This window comes from Achromobacter marplatensis, assembly GCF_049060505.1.
GTDB lineage: Bacteria > Pseudomonadota > Gammaproteobacteria > Burkholderiales > Burkholderiaceae_B > Achromobacter > Achromobacter marplatensis_A.
Window position 1 is genome coordinate 16,243 of record NZ_JBMGRB010000010.1, and the last position, 20,591, is coordinate 36,833.

The 20,591-nt window shown below is 64.5% G+C and carries 17 protein-coding genes; 11 read left to right on the forward strand and 6 right to left on the reverse strand.

The window, feature by feature from the left end:
• The first annotated feature begins 42 nt into the window (after positions 1–42).
• The 5 genes from ACI0FO_RS22875 (at position 43) to ACI0FO_RS22895 (ending at position 4,986) form a co-directional block, all read left to right on the forward strand.
• Positions 43–663 (forward strand): TRAP transporter small permease subunit, encoded by a 621-nt coding sequence (locus tag ACI0FO_RS22875; RefSeq protein WP_416030447.1) that lies wholly within the window; start codon positions 43–45, stop codon positions 661–663.
• Complete coding sequence (locus tag ACI0FO_RS22880; RefSeq protein ID WP_416030449.1) at positions 660–1,943, forward strand: TRAP transporter large permease; 1,284 nt, start codon at positions 660–662, stop codon at positions 1,941–1,943. The genes ACI0FO_RS22875 and ACI0FO_RS22880 overlap by 4 nt, the downstream gene beginning before the upstream one ends.
• Positions 1,944–2,014: 71 nt before the next feature.
• Positions 2,015–2,698 carry a DUF2848 domain-containing protein gene (locus ACI0FO_RS22885; protein ID WP_416030450.1) on the forward strand — a complete coding sequence of 228 codons (684 nt, stop codon included), beginning with the start codon at positions 2,015–2,017 and terminating at the stop codon, positions 2,696–2,698.
• Between the two features lie 94 nt (positions 2,699–2,792).
• Positions 2,793–4,142: an amidase gene (locus ACI0FO_RS22890; protein ID WP_416030910.1), complete on the forward strand. Its 1,350-nt coding sequence runs from the start codon at positions 2,793–2,795 to the stop codon at positions 4,140–4,142.
• A gap of 37 nt (positions 4,143–4,179) precedes the next feature.
• Complete coding sequence (locus tag ACI0FO_RS22895) at positions 4,180–4,986, forward strand: putative hydro-lyase (RefSeq protein WP_416030451.1); 807 nt, start codon at positions 4,180–4,182, stop codon at positions 4,984–4,986.
• A 77-nt stretch (positions 4,987–5,063) separates the two neighbouring features.
• Here ACI0FO_RS22895 and ACI0FO_RS22900 read toward each other — a convergent pair whose 3' ends face one another.
• The 4 genes from ACI0FO_RS22900 to ACI0FO_RS22915 form a co-directional block, all read right to left on the reverse strand.
• A complete protein-coding gene (locus ACI0FO_RS22900; RefSeq protein ID WP_416030453.1) occupies positions 5,064–6,137 on the reverse strand; it encodes a porin in 1,074 nt (357 codons plus the stop codon).
• Positions 6,138–6,472: 335 nt separating this feature from the next.
• Positions 6,473–7,774, reverse strand: coding sequence for a TRAP transporter large permease (locus tag ACI0FO_RS22905; protein WP_416030455.1), 1,302 nt, complete (start codon positions 7,772–7,774; stop codon positions 6,473–6,475).
• On the reverse strand, positions 7,767–8,267 hold the full coding sequence (locus ACI0FO_RS22910; protein ID WP_416030457.1) for a TRAP transporter small permease: 501 nt from the start codon (positions 8,265–8,267) through the stop codon (positions 7,767–7,769). The genes ACI0FO_RS22905 and ACI0FO_RS22910 overlap by 8 nt, the downstream gene beginning before the upstream one ends.
• 7 nt (positions 8,268–8,274) lie before the next feature.
• Positions 8,275–9,249, reverse strand: a complete 975-nt coding sequence (locus ACI0FO_RS22915; RefSeq protein WP_310028231.1) for a TRAP transporter substrate-binding protein — start codon at positions 9,247–9,249, stop codon at positions 8,275–8,277.
• Between the two features lie 277 nt (positions 9,250–9,526).
• Between ACI0FO_RS22915 and nudC the strand changes: the two genes are divergently transcribed.
• The 3 genes from nudC (at position 9,527) to ACI0FO_RS22930 (ending at position 14,651) form a co-directional block, all read left to right on the forward strand.
• Positions 9,527–10,297, forward strand: a complete 771-nt coding sequence (gene nudC, locus ACI0FO_RS22920; RefSeq protein ID WP_416030460.1) for an NAD(+) diphosphatase — start codon at positions 9,527–9,529, stop codon at positions 10,295–10,297.
• Positions 10,298–10,436: 139 nt separating this feature from the next.
• Positions 10,437–10,946, forward strand: a complete 510-nt coding sequence (locus tag ACI0FO_RS22925) for a winged helix DNA-binding protein (RefSeq protein WP_416030461.1) — start codon at positions 10,437–10,439, stop codon at positions 10,944–10,946.
• A 78-nt stretch (positions 10,947–11,024) separates the two neighbouring features.
• On the forward strand, positions 11,025–14,651 hold the full coding sequence (locus ACI0FO_RS22930) for a hydantoinase B/oxoprolinase family protein (RefSeq protein ID WP_416030465.1): 3,627 nt from the start codon (positions 11,025–11,027) through the stop codon (positions 14,649–14,651).
• 25 nt (positions 14,652–14,676) lie between these two features.
• On the opposite strand, the gene ACI0FO_RS22935 is transcribed toward ACI0FO_RS22930, so the two are convergent.
• Positions 14,677–15,711 carry a C45 family autoproteolytic acyltransferase/hydolase gene (locus ACI0FO_RS22935; RefSeq protein WP_416030467.1) on the reverse strand — a complete coding sequence of 345 codons (1,035 nt, stop codon included), beginning with the start codon at positions 15,709–15,711 and terminating at the stop codon, positions 14,677–14,679.
• A gap of 165 nt (positions 15,712–15,876) precedes the next feature.
• Here ACI0FO_RS22935 and glnH point away from each other — a divergent pair, with 165 nt between their 5' ends.
• The 3 genes from glnH (at position 15,877) to glnQ (ending at position 18,168) form a co-directional block, all read left to right on the forward strand.
• Positions 15,877–16,629: a glutamine ABC transporter substrate-binding protein GlnH gene (glnH, locus tag ACI0FO_RS22940; protein WP_416030469.1), complete on the forward strand. Its 753-nt coding sequence runs from the start codon at positions 15,877–15,879 to the stop codon at positions 16,627–16,629.
• Positions 16,630–16,786: 157 nt separating this feature from the next.
• Positions 16,787–17,443 carry a glutamine ABC transporter permease GlnP gene (glnP, locus tag ACI0FO_RS22945; protein WP_105558258.1) on the forward strand — a complete coding sequence of 219 codons (657 nt, stop codon included), beginning with the start codon at positions 16,787–16,789 and terminating at the stop codon, positions 17,441–17,443.
• Positions 17,440–18,168 carry a glutamine ABC transporter ATP-binding protein GlnQ gene (gene glnQ / locus ACI0FO_RS22950; protein ID WP_416030471.1) on the forward strand — a complete coding sequence of 243 codons (729 nt, stop codon included), beginning with the start codon at positions 17,440–17,442 and terminating at the stop codon, positions 18,166–18,168. The genes glnP and glnQ overlap by 4 nt, the downstream gene beginning before the upstream one ends.
• Before the next feature lie 114 nt (positions 18,169–18,282).
• Here glnQ and ACI0FO_RS22955 read toward each other — a convergent pair whose 3' ends face one another.
• Positions 18,283–20,577: a RelA/SpoT family protein gene (locus tag ACI0FO_RS22955; protein ID WP_416030473.1), complete on the reverse strand. Its 2,295-nt coding sequence runs from the start codon at positions 20,575–20,577 to the stop codon at positions 18,283–18,285.
• Positions 20,578–20,591 lie beyond the last annotated feature (14 nt).

Consider the following 20,591-nt stretch of genomic DNA (forward strand, 5'->3'; position numbering starts at 1 on the left):
CAAGGCTAGTCATTACGGGCATTGCCCGCAGAGGTTTCATTCATGACCCAACCCGAACATTTCCGCCTGCTTGGCGGCCTGTTGCGGCGCGCCGAGAGTTTCTCTCGCGCCGCCGTATGGGCCGGCGGCGCCTTGACGGTGGCCAGTGTGCTGCTGATCTCCTTTGATGTCCTGGCGCGCAAGTTCCTGGGCTTCACGACGGGCGGCGCGGACGAACTGTCCAGCTATGCCTTCGCCATCAGCACGTCGTGGGCGCTGGCGTTCGCCACGCTGCAACGCGCCAATGTGCGCGTGGATGTGCTCTACCAATATTTGCCCGTGCGGCTGTCCGCCGTACTGGACTGGATCTCCATGGTGGCGATGGCCGTCTTCATGGTGTTCCTGACGTACTACGCCTACGACGTCGTGCAGACCTCATGGGCGCAGAAATCCGCGGCCAATACGCCGCTGGCCACGCCCCTGTGGATTCCGCAGGGGCTATGGCTGCTGGGCCTGGCCTGGATGTGCATCACGGTCGCGTTGATGCTGGCGCGCGCCTCTGCCGCGCTGGTCACGGGCGACATCGAACTGGTCAAGCAGATCTGCGGCGTGCGTTCGGCGCAGGAAGAAGCTGAAGAAGAAGCCGCCGCGGGCGAGCGCATGGTGAAGGGAGAGGCCGCATGATTTCCACCGCATTGACCCTATTGCTGGTGCTGATCGGCCTGTCCATCCCGGTGGGCGCGGCGCTTGGCGTGCTGGGCCTGATCCTGGATCCGCTGTTCTCGATGCTGCCGCTGTCGCGCGCCATCGGTGAAATCTCGTGGAGTTCGAACAACGAGTTCCTGCTGGTGGCGATTCCGCTGTTCATCATGCTGGGCGAAGTGCTGCTGCGCGCAGGTTTCGCCGAACGCATGTATGGCGCGATGAGCCTGTGGCTGTCGTGGCTGCCGGGCGGCCTGATGCACGCCAACATCGGCGCGTCCACGTTGTTTTCGGCCACCTCCGGTTCCAGCGTGGCCACCGCGGCTACCGTGGGCACGGTCGCCATTCCGCAGATCCGCAAGTACGGCTACAACGAGCCGCTGTTCCTGGGCAGCCTGGCCGCCGGCGGCACGCTGGGCATCCTGATCCCGCCCTCGATCAACCTGGTCATCTATGGCGTGCTGACGAATTCGTCGGTGCCCAAGCTGTATCTGGCCGGCATCATTCCGGGCTTTGCGATGGCCGCCTTGTTCATGCTGACGGTCGTGGTGGCCTGCGTGGCCAAGCCGTCCTGGGGCGGCAAGAAAATCCACGCCACCTGGGGCCAGCGTTTCGCCAGCCTGGTGCACCTGGCGCCGCCCATGGGCATTTTCTTCCTGGTGGTGGGGTCCATCTACGCGGGCCTGGCCACGCCGACGGAAGCCGCCGCGCTAGGCGTCCTGGGCGCGTTCATCCTGGCGGCCTGGTTCCGCCGGCTGACGTGGTCGATGCTGCGCGAGGTGCTGGAAGGCACGATGCGCTCCACGGCGATGATCATGCTGATCGTCATCGCGGCCAGCTTCCTGAACTTCGTCATGTCCGCCACCGGGCTGACCGACGCACTGACCAAGTCGATCACCGGCCTGGGCCTGTCACCGGGCTGGATGCTGCTGATCGTGGTGATTTTCTATCTGGTGCTGGGCTGCTTCATGGAAACGCTGTCCATGATGATCACGACGATCCCGATCGTCGCGCCCATCATGATCGCGCTGGGCTATGACCCGATCTGGCTGGGCATCGTGATCATCATTCTGGTCGAGGCCGCTTTGATCACGCCGCCCGTCGGGTTGAACCTGTTCGTGGTGCAAAGCCTGCGCAAGGCCGGCTCCATGAGCGCGGTCATCGTCGGCAGCCTGCCGTTCGTCGCCGCCATGTTCGTGATGCTGGCGCTGCTGGCGTTCTGGCCCGACCTGGCGCTGTGGCTGCCGCGCGCTTTTGGTTGATTCCTTATCCGTTGCGGCGGCGGCCCGTCCAGGGCCGCGCCGTTTCCACCCTTTGATTTCGCAGGACTGATATGAAAGCCGTATTCACCATCGACGACGCCAATCCCCGCCAAGTGGAAGTGGACTTCAATACCCTGATCGTGGCCGGCTGGGCCGGACGCGACATGGCTGCCATCGAGCACCACATCGAAGAGCTGGCCGCCATTGGCGTGCCGCGCCCGACCAGCGTGCCGCTGTACTACCGCATCGCGGACAATCAACTGACGCAGGCCGAAAACGTGCAGGCCGTGGGCGAAGACTCTTCGGGCGAGGTCGAGACGTTCGTGTTCGCCGTGAACGGCGAGATGTACGTCAGCATCGCGTCCGACCACACCGATCGCAAGCTGGAGACGGTCAGCGTGGCCATGTCCAAACAGGTCTGCGTGAAGCCCGTGGCGACCACGGCCTGGCGCCTGGCCGATGTGGCCGAGTACTGGGATGAACTGGTCATCCGTTCCTACATCGTCGAGAACGGCGAAAAGGTGCTGTACCAGGAAGGTCCGCTGTCCACGCTGCGCACGCCGCAAGATTTGATCGCTGGCTACACCGGCGGCGCGGCCGTGCTGCCGCAAGGCGCGGGCATGACCTGCGGCACGGTGGGCGCCATCGGCGGCATTCGCGCCGCGGCGGACTTCACCATGGAACTCTTCGATCCGCGCCGCCAGCGCACGCTGCGTCACCGTTATCATGTTGAGTCGCTGCCTGTGGTGGCCTGATTCCGGTTTCGCACGGCATTGACCGTCAGGCGCGCCCAGGAAGGCCGCGCCTGTTCGCACTTTTTTTTTGCCGCAAGGCGGCACGAGGACAATGATGGCTTCGACCTTGAATGAACTGAGCTTGGCTCTCCGCGAGGGCCGCACCAGCGCGGTGCAACTGACTGAAGCGGCCTTGGCCCGCGCCCGCGACGAGGCAGGCGAGGGCGCCCGCGTGTTCACCAAGCTGTACGCCGAATCGGCGCTGGCCCAGGCGCGCGCGTCCGACACGTTGCGCGCGGCCGGCATCGTCCGGTCGGCGGTGGAAGGCTTGCCCATCAGCATCAAGGACTTGTTCGACATCGAAGGCGAAACCACGATGGCCGGCTCGGTGGCGCGCGAAGGCGAACCGGCGGCCGACGAGAACGCCGAAGTTGTCCAGCGCCTGATCGCCGCTGGCGCCGTGATCATCGGCCGCACCAACATGACCGAATTCGCATACTCGGGCCTGGGCATCAATCCGCACTACGGCACGCCGCTGAACCCATACGACCGCAAGACCGGCCGCATCCCCGGCGGCTCGTCGTCCGGCGCCGCGGTGTCCGTAGCCGATGGCATGGCGGTCGCCGGCATCGGTTCGGATACGGGGGGCTCGGTGCGCATCCCGGCCGCGCTCTGCGGCCTGACGGGCTTCAAGCCCAGCGCCTGGCGCGTGTCGATGACGGGCGTGCTGCCGCTGTCGGCCAACCTGGATTCCATTGGCCCCATCGCCGCCAGCGTGCGCTGCTGCGCCGAGCTGGACGCCATCTTGTCGGGCGACGGCGGTCCGGTGCCGGATGCGCTGCCGCTGCGTGGTCTGCGGCTGGCCGTGCCGACGACGCTGGCGCTGGACGCGATGGAAAAGCACGTGGCCGACACGTTCGCGGCCACCGTGGCGCGTTTGAAAGACGCCGGCGCGTTGGTCGACGAAATTGCCATCCCCGAATTCGCGGAAATGGGCGGCATCAACAGCAAGGGCGGCTTCACCGCCGCGGAAGCCTGGGCCTGGCATCGCGACCTGATCGCCCGCGCCGGCAAGCGCTACGACCCGCGCGTGGTGTCGCGCATCATGCGCGGACAGGACATGTCCGCCGCCGACTACCTGGACTTGCTGGATGCCCGAGAGGCCTGGGTGGCCGCCGTGGACCGCCGCATCGTCGGCTATGACGCGCTGATCATGCCGACCACGCCCATCGTCGCGCCGGCGGTGGCGGATCTGTCCGCTTCCGACGAGGCCTACTACGCGGCCAACGGCCTGATCCTGCGCAACCCCACGCTGATCAACTTCCTGGACGGCTGCGCCTTGTCGCTGCCGTGCCATGCCGCGGGCACGGCGCCCGTGGGGCTGATGATCGCGGGCAGCAACGGCGCCGACCGCCGCATCCTGGCGATCGGCCTGTCGGTCGAAGACCTGCTGGCCGGCCGCTAAGCGGCTGGTTTCCCACCCCTGCAACAAGAGGATATCGATGGCGTCCGTTGATGTAGTACGCAACCGTGTCGAGCTGGCCCGCCAAGCGCGGCTGGCCGCGCGCAGCGGCAGGTTGACCGGCCCAACCGCCAACCTGGCCCCGGGACATGTGCAGGCGAATCTGGCGATTCTGCCGCGCGCGTTGGCGGCCGAATTCCTGCACTTCTGCCAGCGCAACCCCAAGCCATGTCCTTTGCTGGCCATGTCCGAACCCGGCAACCCCGCCTTGCCTGAATTGGGCGAAGACATCGATATCCGTACCGACATTCCGCGCTACCGGATCTGGAAGGATGGGGAACTGGTCGCCGAACCCACGGACGTGCGCGATTACTGGCGCGATGACCTGGTGTCGTTCCTGATCGGCTGCTCGTTTTCGTTCGAAGAGGCGATGCTGGACAACGGCTTGCCCGTGCGCCACATCGAGCAGGGCTGCAATGTACCCATGTACCGCACCAGCATCCCGACCCATCCCGCCGGCGTGTTTGGCGGTCCTTTGGTGGTGTCGATGCGGCCGTTGAAGGCGGCGGACGCGATCCGCGCCATCCAGGTGACCTCGCGCTTTCCGTCCGTGCATGGCGCGCCCGTGCACATCGGAGACCCGTCGCTGATCGGCATTTCGGATATCGACCGGCCGGACTACGGCGACGCCGTCGAGATCCGGCCCGGCGAAATGCCGGTGTTCTGGGCTTGCGGCGTGACGCCCCAGTCCGTGGTCGCGTCGGTGCGGCCCGAGTTCTGCATCACGCATGCGCCGGGGCATATGCTGGTGACAGACCTCGTCAACAGCCGGATGGCGATGCTGTAGGCAAGCAAAAAGCCCATCGCAACAGCGATGGGCTTTTTTACATGCGGCCAGAGGGCGGGCCGCAAAGCCGTCAGGCTTTAGAAAATGTGGCGGAAGCCCACGGCCGCGCCGACTTGATTGCTCTTGCCGGCGATTTCGCCGCTGGCGGCGTCGCTGACCTTGTTCCAGTCCACGGTGCCGTAGACTTGCGATCGCTTGGACAGCGCGTATTCGGCCACCGCGACCAGCGCGTAGCGCTTGCCCTTGTCGCCTTCCGTGACCACGTTCTTGCTTTGGTCGTAGTAGCCGGCGCCGGTGATGGCCCAACGCGGGGTGGCTTGCCAGGTTACGCCGGCGAAGTAGCCGTTGTCCTTGCGGTCCAGCCCCGAGGCGGTGGTGGTGCCGCCCATGACGGCGTTGACCCAGCCCGTCTCGTCGCGGCCGTTGTAATAGCCGGCGAAGATCTTGGCGCTATCGAACTGGTAGGACGCGTTCAAGTTCCAGACGCGCTGGCGCAGGTCGGAATCGGTGCCATCGAAGGTCTGTTGATAAGCGGCGCCCAGGCCCAGCTTGCCGACCATGTAGCGCAGGCTGGCGCCGTACTGCTGGCCAGCCTTGTGGTCTTCCCAGCTTTCGCCGTTGGCCCACGACAGCGCCACCGACAGGTCGCCAATGGTGTTGGCGTACTTGGTCATGTTGTTGGTGCGCACGCGGCCCATGGCGGCGGGCATCCAGGCGTTCTGGTCGTAGTTGCCGATGGTCAGCGGGTCGAAGTAGTCGGCCAGCAGATCGTGCATCGGCGTGTTTTGCAGACCCAGGGTCAGTTGGCCGATGTTGCCGCCGTCAAGGCCCACGTAGGCCAGGCGGCCAAAGGTCTTGCCAGACGCGGACGAATTGCCGTTCTGCATGTTGAAGCCGTTTTCCAGGCGGAAGAAGGCACGGTTGCCGTTGCCCAGGTCTTCCGAGCCGCGCAGGCCCCAGCGGCTGTTGGAAATGGCGCCGTTCTCCATCGAGACGCGGCTGCCTTCCTGGCCAACGCTGCCGGCGCTGGTATTCAGGTAGCGGATGCTGACGTCGGCGATGCCGTACAGGGTGACGCTGGTTTCAGCCGAAGCCGAGCCGGCGGCCAGGCCAAGGCCCGCGAGGGCGAGGGATAGGGTGATGCGTTTCACTGAGGACTCCTCCTGTGTAGCTGTTTTTTGATTGCACCGGGCTTGTGGCCGGGTGTGTTGCGCCGGGCGGATCGTCTGACGCCGGGCCGCGGCACCGACGCTTTGGGTAAGCGCGGGTCCGGAGCGTTGGCCCGAATGGTATGACTGCGCCACATTGGTGCAACGTGTAAGCGCCAGGGGATTCTAAAAAAGTTACCGGTTGTGTAGGGCCAATTTTCTTTCGGCGTTTTCCCTGGTTTACAGAATTCGAAAACAGGAGGCGGGCGGAACAATCACCGGATTGTCCCCAAAAAAAACCCCGTTCAGAGAACGGGGTTTGGATGAGCCAGGACGATTTACAGCGTCATGTGCAGGGGCAGCCACGTTGCAATGCCAGGGACGGCGTAGAGCAGCAGGACCGCCAGGATCATCAGGAAGAACATCGGCAACGAGGCGCGGGCGATGTAGGGCAGCTCGCGTCCGCTCATGCCCGACAGCACGAACAGGTTGAAGCCCACGGGCGGCGTGATCTGTGCCATTTCCACCACGAAAACGATGAAAATGCCGAACCAGATCAGGTCGATGCCGGCGGCTTGCACCGTCGGCAGCAGCACGCCCATGGTCAGCACCACGATCGAAATGCCGTCCAGGAAGCAGCCGAGTACGACGAAGAACACCATCAACGCCATGATCAGGCCGAATTGCGACAGGCCCAATCCGCCGATCCATTCCGCCAGCGCGCGCGGCAGGCCAATGTAGCCCATGGCCAGTGTCAGGAACTGCGCGCCCGCCAGGATCAGCGCGATCATGCAGTACAGGCGCGTCGCGCCCAGCAGCGATTGCTTGAACGTGGCGCGCGTCAGCGATCCTTGCAACCCCGATAGGATCAACGCGCCCACGACGCCTACCGCGGCCGCTTCCGTGGCCGTGGCAATGCCGGAGTAGATCGAACCCAGCACCGCCCCAATTAGCAGCATCACGGGGATGAGGTGACGCGACCGGGACAGTTTCTGCACGAACGTCAGGCCCGGATCGGCTGCGGGAACCTGGTTGGGATTGCGGATCGCCCACCAGGCGATGTAGCCCATGAACAGCAGGGCCAGCATGGCGCCCGGGAAGATGCCGGCGATGAAGAGCTTGGCGATGGAGACGTCCGCCGCCACGCCGTACACGATCATGATGATGGACGGGGGGATCAGCAGCCCTAACGTCCCGGCGCCCGACAGCGTGCCCAGGATCTTGTCTTCCGGGTAGCCCCGGCGGGTCAGTTCGGGGATGGTCATCTTGCCGACGGTGGCGCAGGTGGCGGCCGACGATCCCGACACGGCCGCGAAGATCGCGCAGCCGATCACGTTCGTGTGCAGCAGCCGGCCGGGCAGCCGGTTCAGCCACGGGGCCAGGCCCTTGAACAAGTCTTCGGACAACCGCGTGCGGAACAGGATCTCGCCCATCCACAGGAACAGGGGCAGGGCGGTCAGCGTCCAACTGGACGAGGCGCCCCAGATGGTGACGGCCATGGCGTCGCCCGCCGGCCGGCTGGAGAAGATCTCCATCCCGATCCAGGCCGTGCCCGCCAGCGTCAGGCCAACCCAGACTCCGCAGCCCAGCAACACGAAGATCGAGACGATCAATAGGGTAATGACAAGAAGTTCATTCATGGGTTTGCTGCGAAGAAGCGGCGGGCAGGCCGCGTGTGCGGCGCACCAGCTCGTCAAGAAGGGCGACCAGGAACAGAATCGTGCCCACGGCCATGGAGACCTGCGGGATCCAGAGCGGGGTGGCGTCGTTGGACGTGGAGATGTCGTGGAACTGCCAGGAGTCGTAGGTCAACTTGACGCTGAAGAACGCGAAGGCGGCGGCCAGCAGGCAGCCCACGGCCAGCGCGAAAATATCCAGGCGGCGGCTGCGGGCGGGGGCCAGCGAATTCAGCAGCAGCGTCACACGGATGTGTTCGCCGTGCTTGAACGTGCTGGCCAGCGCCAGGAAGCCTGCCGCGGCCATGAAGTAACCGGCGTAGGCGTCGGTGCCCGGGATATTGAAACTGAGCTGGCGGGCGATGATCGCCGCCAGCACCGACACCAGCACGCCGATCGTGCACAAGCCGGCCAACAGGCCGGCCGCGCCGTAAAGACCATCTAGAAAGCGGCGCATGGAACTATCACTGCTTCTTGTAGGCGTCGATCATGGCTTGGCCGTCGGCGCCTGCCTTCTTCAGCCAGTCATCCAGCATGCGCTTGCCGATTACCGACAGGCCTTCCTTCAGCTCGACCGTGGGCTTGATGGTTTCCATGCCGTTCTTGGCCAGTTCCGCCTGATACCACTTGTTCTTTTCCTGCGACAGCTTCCAGCCGCGTTCCTCGGCCTGTGCGCCAGCCTTCTTCAAGGCATCCTGCGTGGCCGGATCCAGCGCGTCGAAAGCCTTCTTGTTCACGATGATGGCGTTCTTGGGCAGCCAGGCTTGCGTGTCGTAGAACTTCTTGATGTATTCGTAGGTCTTGGTGTCGTAGCCGGTGGACGCCGACGACATGTACGAATCGATCACGCCCGTGGCCAGCGCTTGCGCCAGTTCAGCTTGCTGCACCGTGACCGGTTGCGCGCCAACCAGTTCGGCGATCTTGGCCGTGACCGGGCTGTACGCACGCCATTTCAGGCCCTTCATGTCGTTGATCTGCTTGATGTCGCGGTTGGCGAAGATGCCCTGGGGCGGCCATGCCACGGCGTACAGCAGCGTCATGCCCTGAGAGGCCAGCTTTTTTTCCAGGAACGGTTTCTGCGCCTGGTACAGCTTGAACGACGCGTCGTAGCCGGTGGCCAGGAAGGGCAGGCCGTCCAGTTCGTAGATTGGGTCTTCGTTGGCGAAGTTCGTCAGCAGGATTTCGCCGATCTGCGCCTGATTGCCTTGCACGGCGCGCTTGATTTCCGGGGCCTTGTACAGCGACGCGTTGTTGTGCAGCTGGATCTTCAGCTTGCCTTGCGACAGGGTGTCCACGTCCTTGATGAACGTCGTCAGGTTTTCCACGTGGAAGTTGCTGGCCGGGTAGGCGCTGGGCAGGTCCCACTTCGTTTGCGCCTGTGCGCCCGCGCTGAACGCCAGGATGATGCTGCCAGCCAGCAGCGAGATTTTCTTGTACATGAGTGGTCCTTCTTTGCGAATGGTGAAGACGGGTTGTGCCCGATAGGCATTGCGAAAGAGACGCTGCGCCATTGTGGCGCGGCTTGAAAGCCGTGCCATTCTAGGGTGCTGCGGGGCAACATCGCGCACAAAAAAAGGGGTTTTACGGGTTAATCCTAGGCTGACGGACCCGCCATCGTTGAAGGTTGAATCTTTTTGCGTAGCGGCTTCGCCACGCATCCAGGCACGGGTTTTTCTTCTAACATTGCAGGATCCAAAACGTAGTGCAGAGGCCCGTGTGAATTTCGTATTCCGTCGTGATGAATTGCTGGTCCAAGAGACATCCAGCGTGTTGCCGGATATGGCGCTATGTGAACGCATCGGCCTGGCGCCCGCCGCCTTGCAGCCAGTCTGGATCACGCCCGCGTCGCCGTACCGCACGATTCATGTCGACCCGGCGCTGGAAGCGCCCGAGGGCTACGCTTTCAAGAAGCTGCGCTCGTTGTTCGGGGTGCTGGACGACGAGCGCATGGCGCTGGCGGGCCGGGCCTACCAGATTGCGGAGTGGGCGCGCACGCATCGGTTCTGTGGTGTCTGCGGCACGCCGGCTGAACGCGTCGCGCACGAATTCTGCCTTCGCTGCCCGTCCTGTGGTTTCTCGGCGTATCCGCGCATTTCGCCTGCGATGATGGTGCTGATCCGCAAGGGCGACAGCATCTTGCTGGCGCGCCACACCACCACGGCAACCTCCCGCTACACCGCGTTGGCGGGGTTCGTCGAACCGGGCGAAAGCATCGAACAGACCGTGCACCGCGAGGTCTTCGAAGAAGTCGGCCTGAAGGTCGGCAACCTGCAGTATTTCGGCAGCCAGCCCTGGCCATTCCCGCATTCGCTGATGGTCGCCTTCACGGCCGACTACGTCTCGGGCGATATCCGGGTCCAGGAAGACGAGATCGCCGACGCCCGCTGGTTCGGCCCGGGCGACGCCATGCCCGACATCGCGCCCCGCATTTCGATTGCGGGCTGGCTGATCCGAGCCAATCTGCCTATGGGCTGGTCGGCCCCCTGAAATCCGGGATTCGCTTGCCCAAACGCTAGGGGATTTCCCTCGAAATGGGGGTTTCCTGCGGTCTGATGGTTATTTTTTATGGATGAACTATCCATAAATTATTAGTATTTCGATCAGATCAACTTGGCTAGCGCCTTCCATGAGCTCTTCTCTGATCGCGTCGTCGTCCCATCTGGCCGGCGGCAGCGCGCCCGATCTGTCCGAAGTCGAGTTCGGGCTGATGATCGCCAGCCACGCCTTCGACCGCTGGACGGTGCGCTGCATGGCGGCGGCCGGCCTGCCCGAACTGACGCCCACGGACGTCATGGTCTTTCACCATGTCTATCACCGGCAGCGTCCCAAGAAGCTGGCCGACATCTGCTTCACGCTCAACGTCGAAGACACGCATATCGTCAGCTACGCGCTGAAGAAGCTGGATCGCCTTGGCATGGTGCAAGGCCAACGCAACAGCAAGGAAGTGTTCTATAGCGTCACGCCCGAGGGCGCGGCGATCCTCACGCGCTACGGCGAGATCCGCGAACAATGCCTGACCGCCGGCCTGGATGCGCCGGCCGGCGGCGGGCTGGAATTCAGCCGCCAACTGGCGCACACGCTGCGCGCGCTGTCCGGCCTGTACGACCAGGCGGCCCGGGCGGCAACCTCTCTCTGATTCCTATTCGGGCACGCCCCGTCACCAGCACTGCGACCGCGGCTTAGGCGCCGCGGCCGTTCGTTTTCAAGGACTTGTATGAAGAAGTGGCAATTCTGGATTGATCGTGGGGGCACCTTTACCGACATCGTGGCACGCCGCCCCGATGGCACCACCACCACCGCGAAGATGCTGTCGGAGAATCCCGAGCAGTATCGCGACGCGGCCGTGGCGGGCATCCGCAAGCTGCTGGGCGTGGCGCCCGGTCAGCCCGTGCCGGTCGAGCAAGTCGAGTGCGTGAAGATGGGCACCACCGTCGCGACCAACGCCTTGCTGGAACGCAAAGGCGAGCGCACCTTGTTGGTCACGACCCGAGGCTTTCGCGATGGTCTTCGCATCGCTTACCAGAACCGGCCGCGGCTGTTCGACCGCAACGTCATGCTGCCCGAAATGCTGTACGAGTCGGTCATCGAAGCCGACGAGCGCGTGGCGGCCGATGGCGAGGTCATTCGCGACCTTGACGAGGCCGGTCTGCGCCAGAGCATGCAAGCCGCCTTCGACAGCGGCATCCGCGCGGTCGCCATCGTCTTCATGCACGCCTGGCACGCCACCGCGCACGAGCAGCGCGCCGCCCGCATCGCCCGCGAGATCGGGTTCACGCAAGTCTCGGCCTCGCACGAGGTCAGCCCGCTGATCAAGTTCGTGTCGCGCGGCGACACTACGGTGGTGGACGCCTACCTGTCGCCGATCCTGAAGCGCTACGTGGACCAGGTGGCCGGCGAGTTGCCGGGCATCCGCCTCATGTTCATGCAATCCAGCGGCGGCCTGACCGACGCGCATCGTTTCCGCGGCAAGGACGCCATCCTGTCCGGACCGGCCGGCGGCATCGTCGGCATGGTGCGCACCAGCGAAATCGCCGGTTTCCCGAAAGTGATCGGCTTCGACATGGGCGGCACCTCGACCGACGTGTCCCACTATGCCGGCGAGTTCGAGCGGGAATTCGAAACGCAGGTCGCCGGCGTGCGCATGCGCGCGCCGATGATGAGCATCCACACGGTGGCGGCGGGCGGCGGCTCGATCCTGCATTTCGACGGCGCGCGTTTGCGCGTCGGCCCCGATTCGGCTGGCGCCAACCCCGGGCCTGCCTGCTATCGCCGGGGCGGCCCGCTGGCCGTGACGGACTGCAACGTGCTGCTGGGCAAGATCCAGCCAGACTTCTTTCCCAAGGTTTTCGGTCCCGACGCCAATGAAGCGCTGGACCGCGACGCCGTGGTGGACCGTTTCACCGCCATGTCGGACGAGGTGCGCGCGGCGACGGGCCGAGAGATGACGCCGGAACAATTGGCCGAGGGTTTTCTGGAAATCGCCGTGGGCAACATGGCGGAAGCCATCAAGCGCATTTCAGTGCAGCGCGGCCACGATGTGACGGAATATGCGCTGACCGTATTCGGCGGCGCCGGCGGCCAGCATGCCTGCCTGGTGGCCGATGCCCTGGGCATGACGACGGTCTTCGCGCACCCGCTGGGCGGCGTGCTGTCGGCCTACGGCATGGGTCTGGCCGATCAGACGGACATGCGCCAGAAGACCGTCGAAAAAGTGTTGGACGCCAGCCTGATGGGCCAGCTGAAAGACGAGCTGGACGAGCTGGCCTCGCAAGCGGTGGGCGAGTTGCGGCGCCAGCATGTGCCCGAGGGCGGCATCAGCGTGCAGCGCCGCCTGCACCTGAAGTACCGCGGCACCGACACGGCGCTGGAAGTGGCGTTTTCGGACCTGGATCAGGCGCGCAGCGATTTTGAAGCGGCGTACCGGCAGCGCTATTCCTTCCTGATGCCGAACCGCGAACTGGTGGTCGAGACCATTTCGGTGGAAGCCACGGGCGGGGGCGAACGCGTTGGCGAAACGGCTGTGTCGCGCACGCGCGAGGGCGCGCTGGCGCCGCGCCGCGTGGTCGGCATGTACAGTGCGGGCGCCTGGCGCGACACGCCCCTGTATGTCCGCGAAGACATGGCGGGTGGCGACGTGGTGGCGGGCCCCGCCATCATCTCCGAGCCCAACCAGACCACGGTGGTCGAACCCGGCTGGCAGGCGGAACTGACGTTGCAGGATCACTTCGTGATCCGTCGCGTGGAAGTCCGCCAGGAACGTCGCGTGGTGGGCACGCAGGCCGACCCGGTCATGCTCGAGGTGTTCAACAACCTGTTCATGTCGATCGCCGAGCAGATGGGCTATCGGCTGCAGAACACCGCCTATTCGGTCAACATCAAGGAACGCCTGGATTTCTCCTGCGCCATTTTCGACGCGCAGGCCCGCCTGATCGCCAATGCGCCCCACATGCCGGTGCACCTGGGATCAATGGGCGAATCGGTGCGCACGGTCATGAACGCGAATGCGGGCCGCATGATGCCGGGCGACGCGTATGTGGTGAACGACCCCTACCATGGCGGCACGCACTTGCCCGACGTCACGGTCATCACGCCTGTGTTCGATCACGACGGCCGACAGATCCTGTTCTACGTGGGCTCGCGCGGCCATCACGCAGATATCGGCGGCACCACGCCGGGCTCGATGCCGCCAGACTCCAAGACGGTGGAAGACGAGGGCGTGTTGTTCACCAACTTCCAATTGGTGAAGAACGGCGAGTTCCGTGAACAGGCCGCCCGCGACATCCTGGGTTCCGGCCGCTGGCCCGCGCGCAATCCGGACCAGAACATCGCCGACATGCACGCGCAGATCGCGGCCAACGAAAAGGGCGTGCAAGAGCTGCTGCGCATGTGCGACCACTTCGGCCTGGATGTCGTGCGCGCCTATATGGGCCACGTGCAGGACAACGCCGAAGAGGCGGTGCGCCGCGTGATTTCGGTGCTGAAGGACGGCAGCTATGAATACCCCTTGGACAACGGCGCGGTCATCCGCGTGGCCGTGAAGGTGGATACCGCGGCGCGTACCGCCGTGGTGGACTTCACCGGCACGTCGGCGCAGTTGGACAACAACTTCAATGCGCCGGGCGCGATCGCCGTGGCGGCGGTGTTGTATGTGTTCCGCACCCTGGTCAACGACGATATCCCGTTGAACGATGGCTGCCTCGTGCCGCTGTCGATCATCGTGCCGGAAGGTTCGATGCTGCGCCCGAATCCGCCGGCCTCGGTGGTGGCGGGCAACGTCGAGACCTCCATGTGCATCGTCAACGCGCTGTACGGCGCGCTGGGCGTGCTGGCCGCCAGCCAGGGCACCATGAACAACTTCACGTTCGGCAATGCCCGCCATCAGTACTACGAGACCATCTCGGGCGGCACTGGCGCCGGGCCGGTGCGTATCGACGCCGCGGGCCCGCATGACGAGGGCTTTGCGGGCACGTCCGTCGTGCAGGCGCACATGACCAATTCGCGCCTGACGGATCCCGAAGTGCTGGAGTTCCGTTTCCCCGTGCGGCTGGAATCCTACGAGATCCGCAAGGGCTCGGGCGGCGCGGGCCGCTATCCGGGCGGCGAGGGCGGCGTGCGCCGCATCCGCTTCCTGGAAGACATGACGGCGGCCATCCTGTCGAACAACCGGCGCTTCGCGCCGTTCGGTCTGGCGGGCGGGCAGCCGGGGGCGATGGGGCGCAACACGGTCGAACGGGTCGACGGTTCCATCCAGGAACTTGGCCCGCAGGACAGCGCCCAGTTGCATCCCGGCGACGTGTTTGTCGTGGAAACCCCGGGCGGCGGCGGTTACGGCGCGCCGTAGGGCAGGCTGCGAGGTCCGGTCCCGCTCAGTCGGGATCGGACATTACGTCCAATGCGATATCCGCCTTGTCGCGCCGGTCATAGACGCGTAGCGCGACTTCGTCGTTACGGATTTCGAATACCGCGGTGGCGAGTGTGTTCTCGCCGTCGGGGTCCTTCGCATCCGTGCGCAAGATGGGCAGCGCGCCCAACGTGTCGTGCAGGGCGGCCAGCACGTCGGCGCCGCCCGTTTCGGGCGACCAGCCGTCCACGATCCCTTCGATGCGGTTTTGGCGTTCGCGCGAAGATTCGGTAACGACCTGCGGTTGTCCACGGGTTTCCCGATGCACCATATGGTTGGCGTGCCCGTATCGCGTGCCGACATCCAGGATCGAAACCCCCCCAGGGGTGACTTCGGCGCTGATCAGGCGCGAATCCGTGGCGCTGCCCAGCGTGTGATGGAACCCGCCAGCAGGCGGCAGGTCGCGCAGCAGGGCGGTCGCCTGGTCCAGCGTCGTGCAATCCAGCACGGCGCGCGCCAGGAACATGCGCGGCACGCCGGCATGCCGCTGGCGGGTTCGCAGGTTGTTGATGGTCTGCACCAGACCCGCCCGGTTGGCCCCGAAAGTGTGCCCGGGCAACGAGCCCGGGTAGTAGAAGCTGAGATAACCGGGCGCGTCGTCCAGCGCCACATCCACCAGATGGCAGCGGCCGTACAGATAGGGGTCGCCGTCTTCGTTATGGCCGATCCAGCGTGTACCGTCGGCCGCCTTCAGGGCGACCGAGGTGCAGCCGTCCCCGGTGCTGTGGAGCAGGTCGCCACGGCAATTCCAGAGCAGCACGTCTTCGACCGGCATGCGCAGGCCGTCCGCCAGCCCTTCAAGTTCCTCCCAAAGCGCCGGCAGCGCCGCGCGCGCCTGTTGTCCAAGCTCGGTCACATAGGCGTGCCCGCGCCAGGGCCGCAGGGCTTCCCAGGTGCTGCTTTGGTTCAAATATACCGACATGAGGGGGCGGGCCAGCTTGCCCAGCGCCTGGCCGACCTGACGCCGATTTCCGGCAATGCGTACATATTTGTAGGGCATGGGGATTCTCCGGGTGTCATGGGGATTGTAATTTTTCTAAGCTCTGTCCGGTGGGGACGGATGCGTTAAGATCCCCAATACGTTGCACCGGAGACCCCGGCGTAGCCAGGAATCATGCCCCTACAACAACCCCGGGGTGCCGACGGTCCCCAAGAGGAGAGTTTCATGATCAAACGCAAAGTCGCCGCCGCCTTGGTCGGCCTGTCCGTGGCCATGTTCGGCGCCGTCTCCGGCGCCCAGGCCCAAGGCAAGGAATTGGTGGTGGCCACCGATACCGCTTTCGTGCCGTTCGAATTCAAGCAGGGTAATACCTATGTGGGATTCGACGTGGATCTCTGGGCGGCCGTCGCCAAGGAACTCAACCTGAAGTACAAGCTGCAGCCGATGGACTTCAACGGCATCATCCCCGGCCTGCAAACGAAAAACATCGACGCGGCGCTGGCGGGCATCACGATCCGCGATGACCGCAAGAAAGTCATCGACTTCTCCGATCCCTACTACGAAAGCGGGCTGGCCATCCTGGTCGGCGACAAGAACACCGACATCAAAGATGCCAAGTCGCTGTCTGGCAAGACCGTCGCGGTAAAGACCGGCACCGCCACGGTCGACTTCCTGAAGGCACAAGTGCCGGATGCCAAGCTCAAGCTGTTCCCGAACATCGACAACGCTTATCTTGAACTGGCCACGGGCCGCGTGGATGCCGCCGTGCACGACACCCCCAACGTCCAGTATTACGCTAATACGGCCGGCAAGGGCCGCGTGAAGGTGGTGGGTTCGGTCAAGAGCGGCGACTTCTACGGCATTGCCTTCCCCAAGGGTAGCGAACTGGTCCCGCAGGTTAACAAGGCGCTGGCCACCCTGAAGGCCAACGGCCAGTACGACGCCATCTACGAAAAGTGGTTCGGCAAAAAGCCGTAATCGATGCGCAGTCGCTTTGCATTCGGGGCCGCCCGCCGGTAAGGGCGCCGGACGTTCCAACCGGAACGCCGCGCTCCGGCGGACGGCCCCGAGCCGTTTCCGCCGCCCGGCGGTCCCACCATGATGCGGCGCAAGATGGCGCCATAGGGGGAATATCGTGGAGTTTGACTGGGGTGTAATTCAAGCCGCGCTACCCAACCTGCTTGAGGGTACGCTGATGACCGTCAAGATCACGTTCTGGGGCTTGGTGGGCGGTTTCCTGCTGGGCGCGCTATCGGGAGTGACGCGGGCATACGGGCATCCGATCCTGTCGGCCATCGCGCAGGTATATGTGGCGGTCATCCGCGGCACGCCGATCGTCGTGCAGGTAATGTTCATCTACTTTGCCTTGCCGCTGCTGGCCAACCTGCGCGTGGACGCCGAGTGGGCCGCTATCGTTACGCTCATCATCAATTCGGGCGCCTACATATCCGAGATCGTGCGCGGCGCGCTGCTGTCGGTGCATAAGGGCCTGAAAGAAGCTGGCCAGGCAATGGGCCTGCCATTCCACAAGATCCTGTTCCATATCATCGGGCCGGTGGCGTTTCGCCGCATGATCCCGCCGTTGGGCAATCAGTGCATCATCAGTTTGAAGGACTCCTCGCTGTTCATCGTGATCGGGGTTGCTGAACTGACGCGCCAAGGCCAGGAGATCATGGCCAGCAACTTCCGCGCCGTTGAAATCTGGTCGGCCGTCGCGATCGTCTACCTGATCCTGACTGGCTTGATGGCGCTGGGCCTGCACCTGGTGGAAAGAAGGATGCGCATACTATGAGCATGGTTGAATTTCATAACGTCACCAAGAACTTCGGCGAGTCCATGGTGTTGAACGGCATTTCGCTGAACATCGACGCGGGCGAGGTGGTGGTGGTGGTCGGGCCGTCGGGCTCGGGAAAATCCACGTTCCTGCGCTGCATCAACGTGCTGGAAACGATCAACGGCGGCGACTTGCTCGTCGATGGGCTAAGCGTGAAGGGCGACGCCGCCCAAGTGCGCGAGATCCGCCGCGAGGCCGGCATGGTGTTCCAGCAATTCAATCTGTTCCCGCAAATGACCGCGCTTGAGAACGTGATGTTCGGGCCGGTGCATACGCGTGGGCAAGACCGCGGCGAAGCGCGCGAGCTGGCCCAGGGGCTGCTGCACAAGGTTGGCTTGAGCGAACGCATGAACCACTATCCGTCAGAGCTTTCCGGCGGCCAGCAGCAGCGTGTGGCGATTGCCCGCGCGTTGGCGATCAAGCCCAAGCTGATGCTGTTCGACGAACCCACGTCCGCGCTGGATCCGGAACTGCGCCACGAAGTGCTGAAGGTGATGCGCGATCTGGCGGAAGAGGGCATGACGATGGTGGTCGTCACGCACGAGATGGAATTCGCGCGCAAGGTCGGCAGCCGGCTGATCTTCATCGACGCGGGCAAGATCGCGCATGACGGCCCCCCGGCGGAGCTGCTGACCAATCCGCCCAGCCAGCGGCTGAAGGACTTCCTGCAACACGTGGCGTGAACCGAAGCGAAAAATAAAAAAGCCGGCGCCAAGCGCCGGCTTTTCTCGTCTGGACAATGGCTAGCCCTTCATCCGCCGGACAATGAGCCAGCCCGACAATGGGCCAGCCCTTCATCAGCCTTTTACCCGGACGATCTTCTGCACCTGCGGCACGTGCCGGATGGCGCGGATGACTTGGGCCAGGTGCTTGCGGCTGTCGACCTGGATCGTCAGATGCAACGAGACCGTGGATACCGCATCGTCGTGCATCGTGACGTGCATGATGTTCGCGTCGGCGGCGGTGACTTCCGCCGCCAGGCGTCCCAGCACGCCGCGCTCGTTGCGGGTGACGATGTCCAGGCGCGTGGCCAGGTGCTTGGCGGTGTGCGTGTCCCAGCCTACGTTGATCCAGCGTTCCGGTTCGCGCAGGCGCTGGCGCGTGGCCACGGGGCAGTCGGCGGTATGCACCACCAGCCCATGGCCCATGCGCATGCCCGCCACGATCGGGTCGCCGGGCAGGGGGCCGCAGCACGGCGCCAATTGCACGGCTTGGCCTTCGTTGCCCTGGATCAGGATGGGGGCGCTGCGGGCCGAGGTCAGTTCGTCCACCGCGGCCGCCGTGGTGGCGACCAGTTGGTGTTCGGGCGCGAATCGGCGCGCCACGACGGCGGCCAGGCGCTTGCCCAAGCCGATATCGGCCAGGATTTCCTCGCGTGAACTGGCGCCCGTGCTGCGCGCCAGTTTCTGCCAGGCCGGGTCGTCGGTCGCGGGCATCGGCATGTGCAGCTCTTGCAGCGCCTGGCTAAGCAGGCGCTCGCCGAACGCCACCGATTCTTCGTACTTCACGGTGCGAAGATAGTGGCGGATTTCGGAGCGCGCGCGGCCCGTGCGCACGTAGTTGAGCCATTGCGCATTGGGGCGCGATGCCGGCGACGTCACGATTTCCACCGTGTCGCCGCTGTTGAGTTCGGTACGCAACGGCACGAATTCGCCGTTGACCTTGGCGGCCACTGCCTGGTTGCCGATGTCGGTATGGATCGCGTAGGCGAAGTCGACCGGCGTGGCGCCGCGGGGCAGGGAAATGATCTTGCCGCGCGGCGTGAAGACGTACACGGCGTCCGGGAACAGGTCGACCTTGACGTGCTCCAGGAATTCGCCGGAATCGCCGGTCTGGCTTTGGATGTCCAGCAGCGACTGCAACCACTGGTGGGTGCGCTTTTGCAGATCGTTCAGGGTCAGGTCGGCGCCCTTGTACAGCCAATGCGACGCCACGCCTTCCTCGGCCACATGATGCATGTCGCGCGTGCGGAACTGGAACTCCACGGGCGTGCCATACGGACCCACCAGCGTCGTGTGCAGCGACTGGTAGCCGTTCACCTTGGGAATGGCGATGTAGTCCTTGAACTTGCCGGGCACCGGTCGATACAACTGATGCAGCGTGCCCAGCGACAGATAGCATTCGGGCAGCGTATGGACGATGACGCGGAAGCCGTAGATGTCCAGCACGTCGGAAAACGACTTTTTCTGGTCGACCATCTTGCGATAGATGCCATAAAGCGTTTTCTCGCGGCCGGTCACTTCGGCTTCGATTCCGGCGGCGGGCAGCGAGGCCCGGACCGAATCGGCGATCTTCGTGATGACCTCGCGGCGGTTGCCGCGCGCCGCCAGCACGGCCTTGTACAGCACCTGGTAGCGGTTCGGGTACATGGCCGCGAAGCACAAATCCTGCAATTCGCGGAACAGCAGGTTCAAGCCCAGGCGATGCGCGATGGGCGCATAGATGTCCAGCGTTTCGCGGGCGATGCGCCGGCGCTTTTCCGGATTCACCGCGTCCAGCGTGCGCATGTTGTGCAGGCGGTCGGCCAGCTTGATGAGGATGACGCGCACGTCGCGCGCCATCGCCAGCAGCATCTTGCGGAAGCTCTCGGCCTGCTGCTCGGCCTTGGTGGCGAAGTCCAGGCGGTCAAGCTTGGACAGGCCATCGACCAGTTCGGCGACTTCAGGGCCGAACTTCTCGGCAAGCTCGTGCTTGGCGATGCCCTGGTCTTCCATCACGTCGTGCAGCAGGGCAGCCGACAACGCGTTGACGTCGAGCTTCCAGCCTGCGCAGATTTCCGTGACGGCGATGGGGTGCGAGATGTAGGGCGAGCCGCTGGCGCGGAACTGGCCCAGATGCGCCTGGTCCGCGAAGCGATAGGCTTCGCGCACGCGCTCTACATCTTTTTTGTCGAGGTAGCTGCCGATGATTTCGGTCAGCGGTGCCAGCGAAGCCACCGGCGAGGCGGTGGCGTCCGCCGCTTCTTGTGCGGCGACGGACGGTGGCGTAGCGAGTTTTTTGTCTTTCTTGCCCGTGCGGCGCCCAAGACGGGAGCCGGCACGTAGTGCGGCAAGCAGACCAGATGAAGCGTACTTCAGCCCGGGAAAAGCCATGCTTGCCGCCCCCC

Excerpts from the sequence above, each read along its gene's own strand:
- ACI0FO_RS22935 (WP_416030467.1), bottom strand. The coding sequence starts at position 15,711 with ATGCCCTACAAATATGTACGCATTGCCGGAAATCGGCGTCAGGTCGGC.
- glnQ (WP_416030471.1), top strand. The coding sequence starts at position 17,440 with ATGAGCATGGTTGAATTTCATAACGTCACCAAGAACTTCGGCGAGTCC.
- ACI0FO_RS22875 (WP_416030447.1), top strand. The coding sequence starts at position 43 with ATGACCCAACCCGAACATTTCCGCCTGCTTGGCGGCCTGTTGCGGCGC.
- ACI0FO_RS22955 (WP_416030473.1), bottom strand. The coding sequence starts at position 20,577 with ATGGCTTTTCCCGGGCTGAAGTACGCTTCATCTGGTCTGCTTGCCGCA.
- ACI0FO_RS22925 (WP_416030461.1), top strand. The coding sequence starts at position 10,437 with ATGAGCTCTTCTCTGATCGCGTCGTCGTCCCATCTGGCCGGCGGCAGC.
- glnH (WP_416030469.1), top strand. The coding sequence starts at position 15,877 with ATGATCAAACGCAAAGTCGCCGCCGCCTTGGTCGGCCTGTCCGTGGCC.
- ACI0FO_RS22885 (WP_416030450.1), top strand. The coding sequence starts at position 2,015 with ATGAAAGCCGTATTCACCATCGACGACGCCAATCCCCGCCAAGTGGAA.
- ACI0FO_RS22895 (WP_416030451.1), top strand. The coding sequence starts at position 4,180 with ATGGCGTCCGTTGATGTAGTACGCAACCGTGTCGAGCTGGCCCGCCAA.
- ACI0FO_RS22905 (WP_416030455.1), bottom strand. The coding sequence starts at position 7,774 with ATGAATGAACTTCTTGTCATTACCCTATTGATCGTCTCGATCTTCGTG.
- ACI0FO_RS22930 (WP_416030465.1), top strand. The coding sequence starts at position 11,025 with ATGAAGAAGTGGCAATTCTGGATTGATCGTGGGGGCACCTTTACCGAC.
- ACI0FO_RS22910 (WP_416030457.1), bottom strand. The coding sequence starts at position 8,267 with ATGCGCCGCTTTCTAGATGGTCTTTACGGCGCGGCCGGCCTGTTGGCC.
- ACI0FO_RS22890 (WP_416030910.1), top strand. The coding sequence starts at position 2,793 with ATGGCTTCGACCTTGAATGAACTGAGCTTGGCTCTCCGCGAGGGCCGC.
- ACI0FO_RS22880 (WP_416030449.1), top strand. The coding sequence starts at position 660 with ATGATTTCCACCGCATTGACCCTATTGCTGGTGCTGATCGGCCTGTCC.
- ACI0FO_RS22915 (WP_310028231.1), bottom strand. The coding sequence starts at position 9,249 with ATGTACAAGAAAATCTCGCTGCTGGCTGGCAGCATCATCCTGGCGTTC.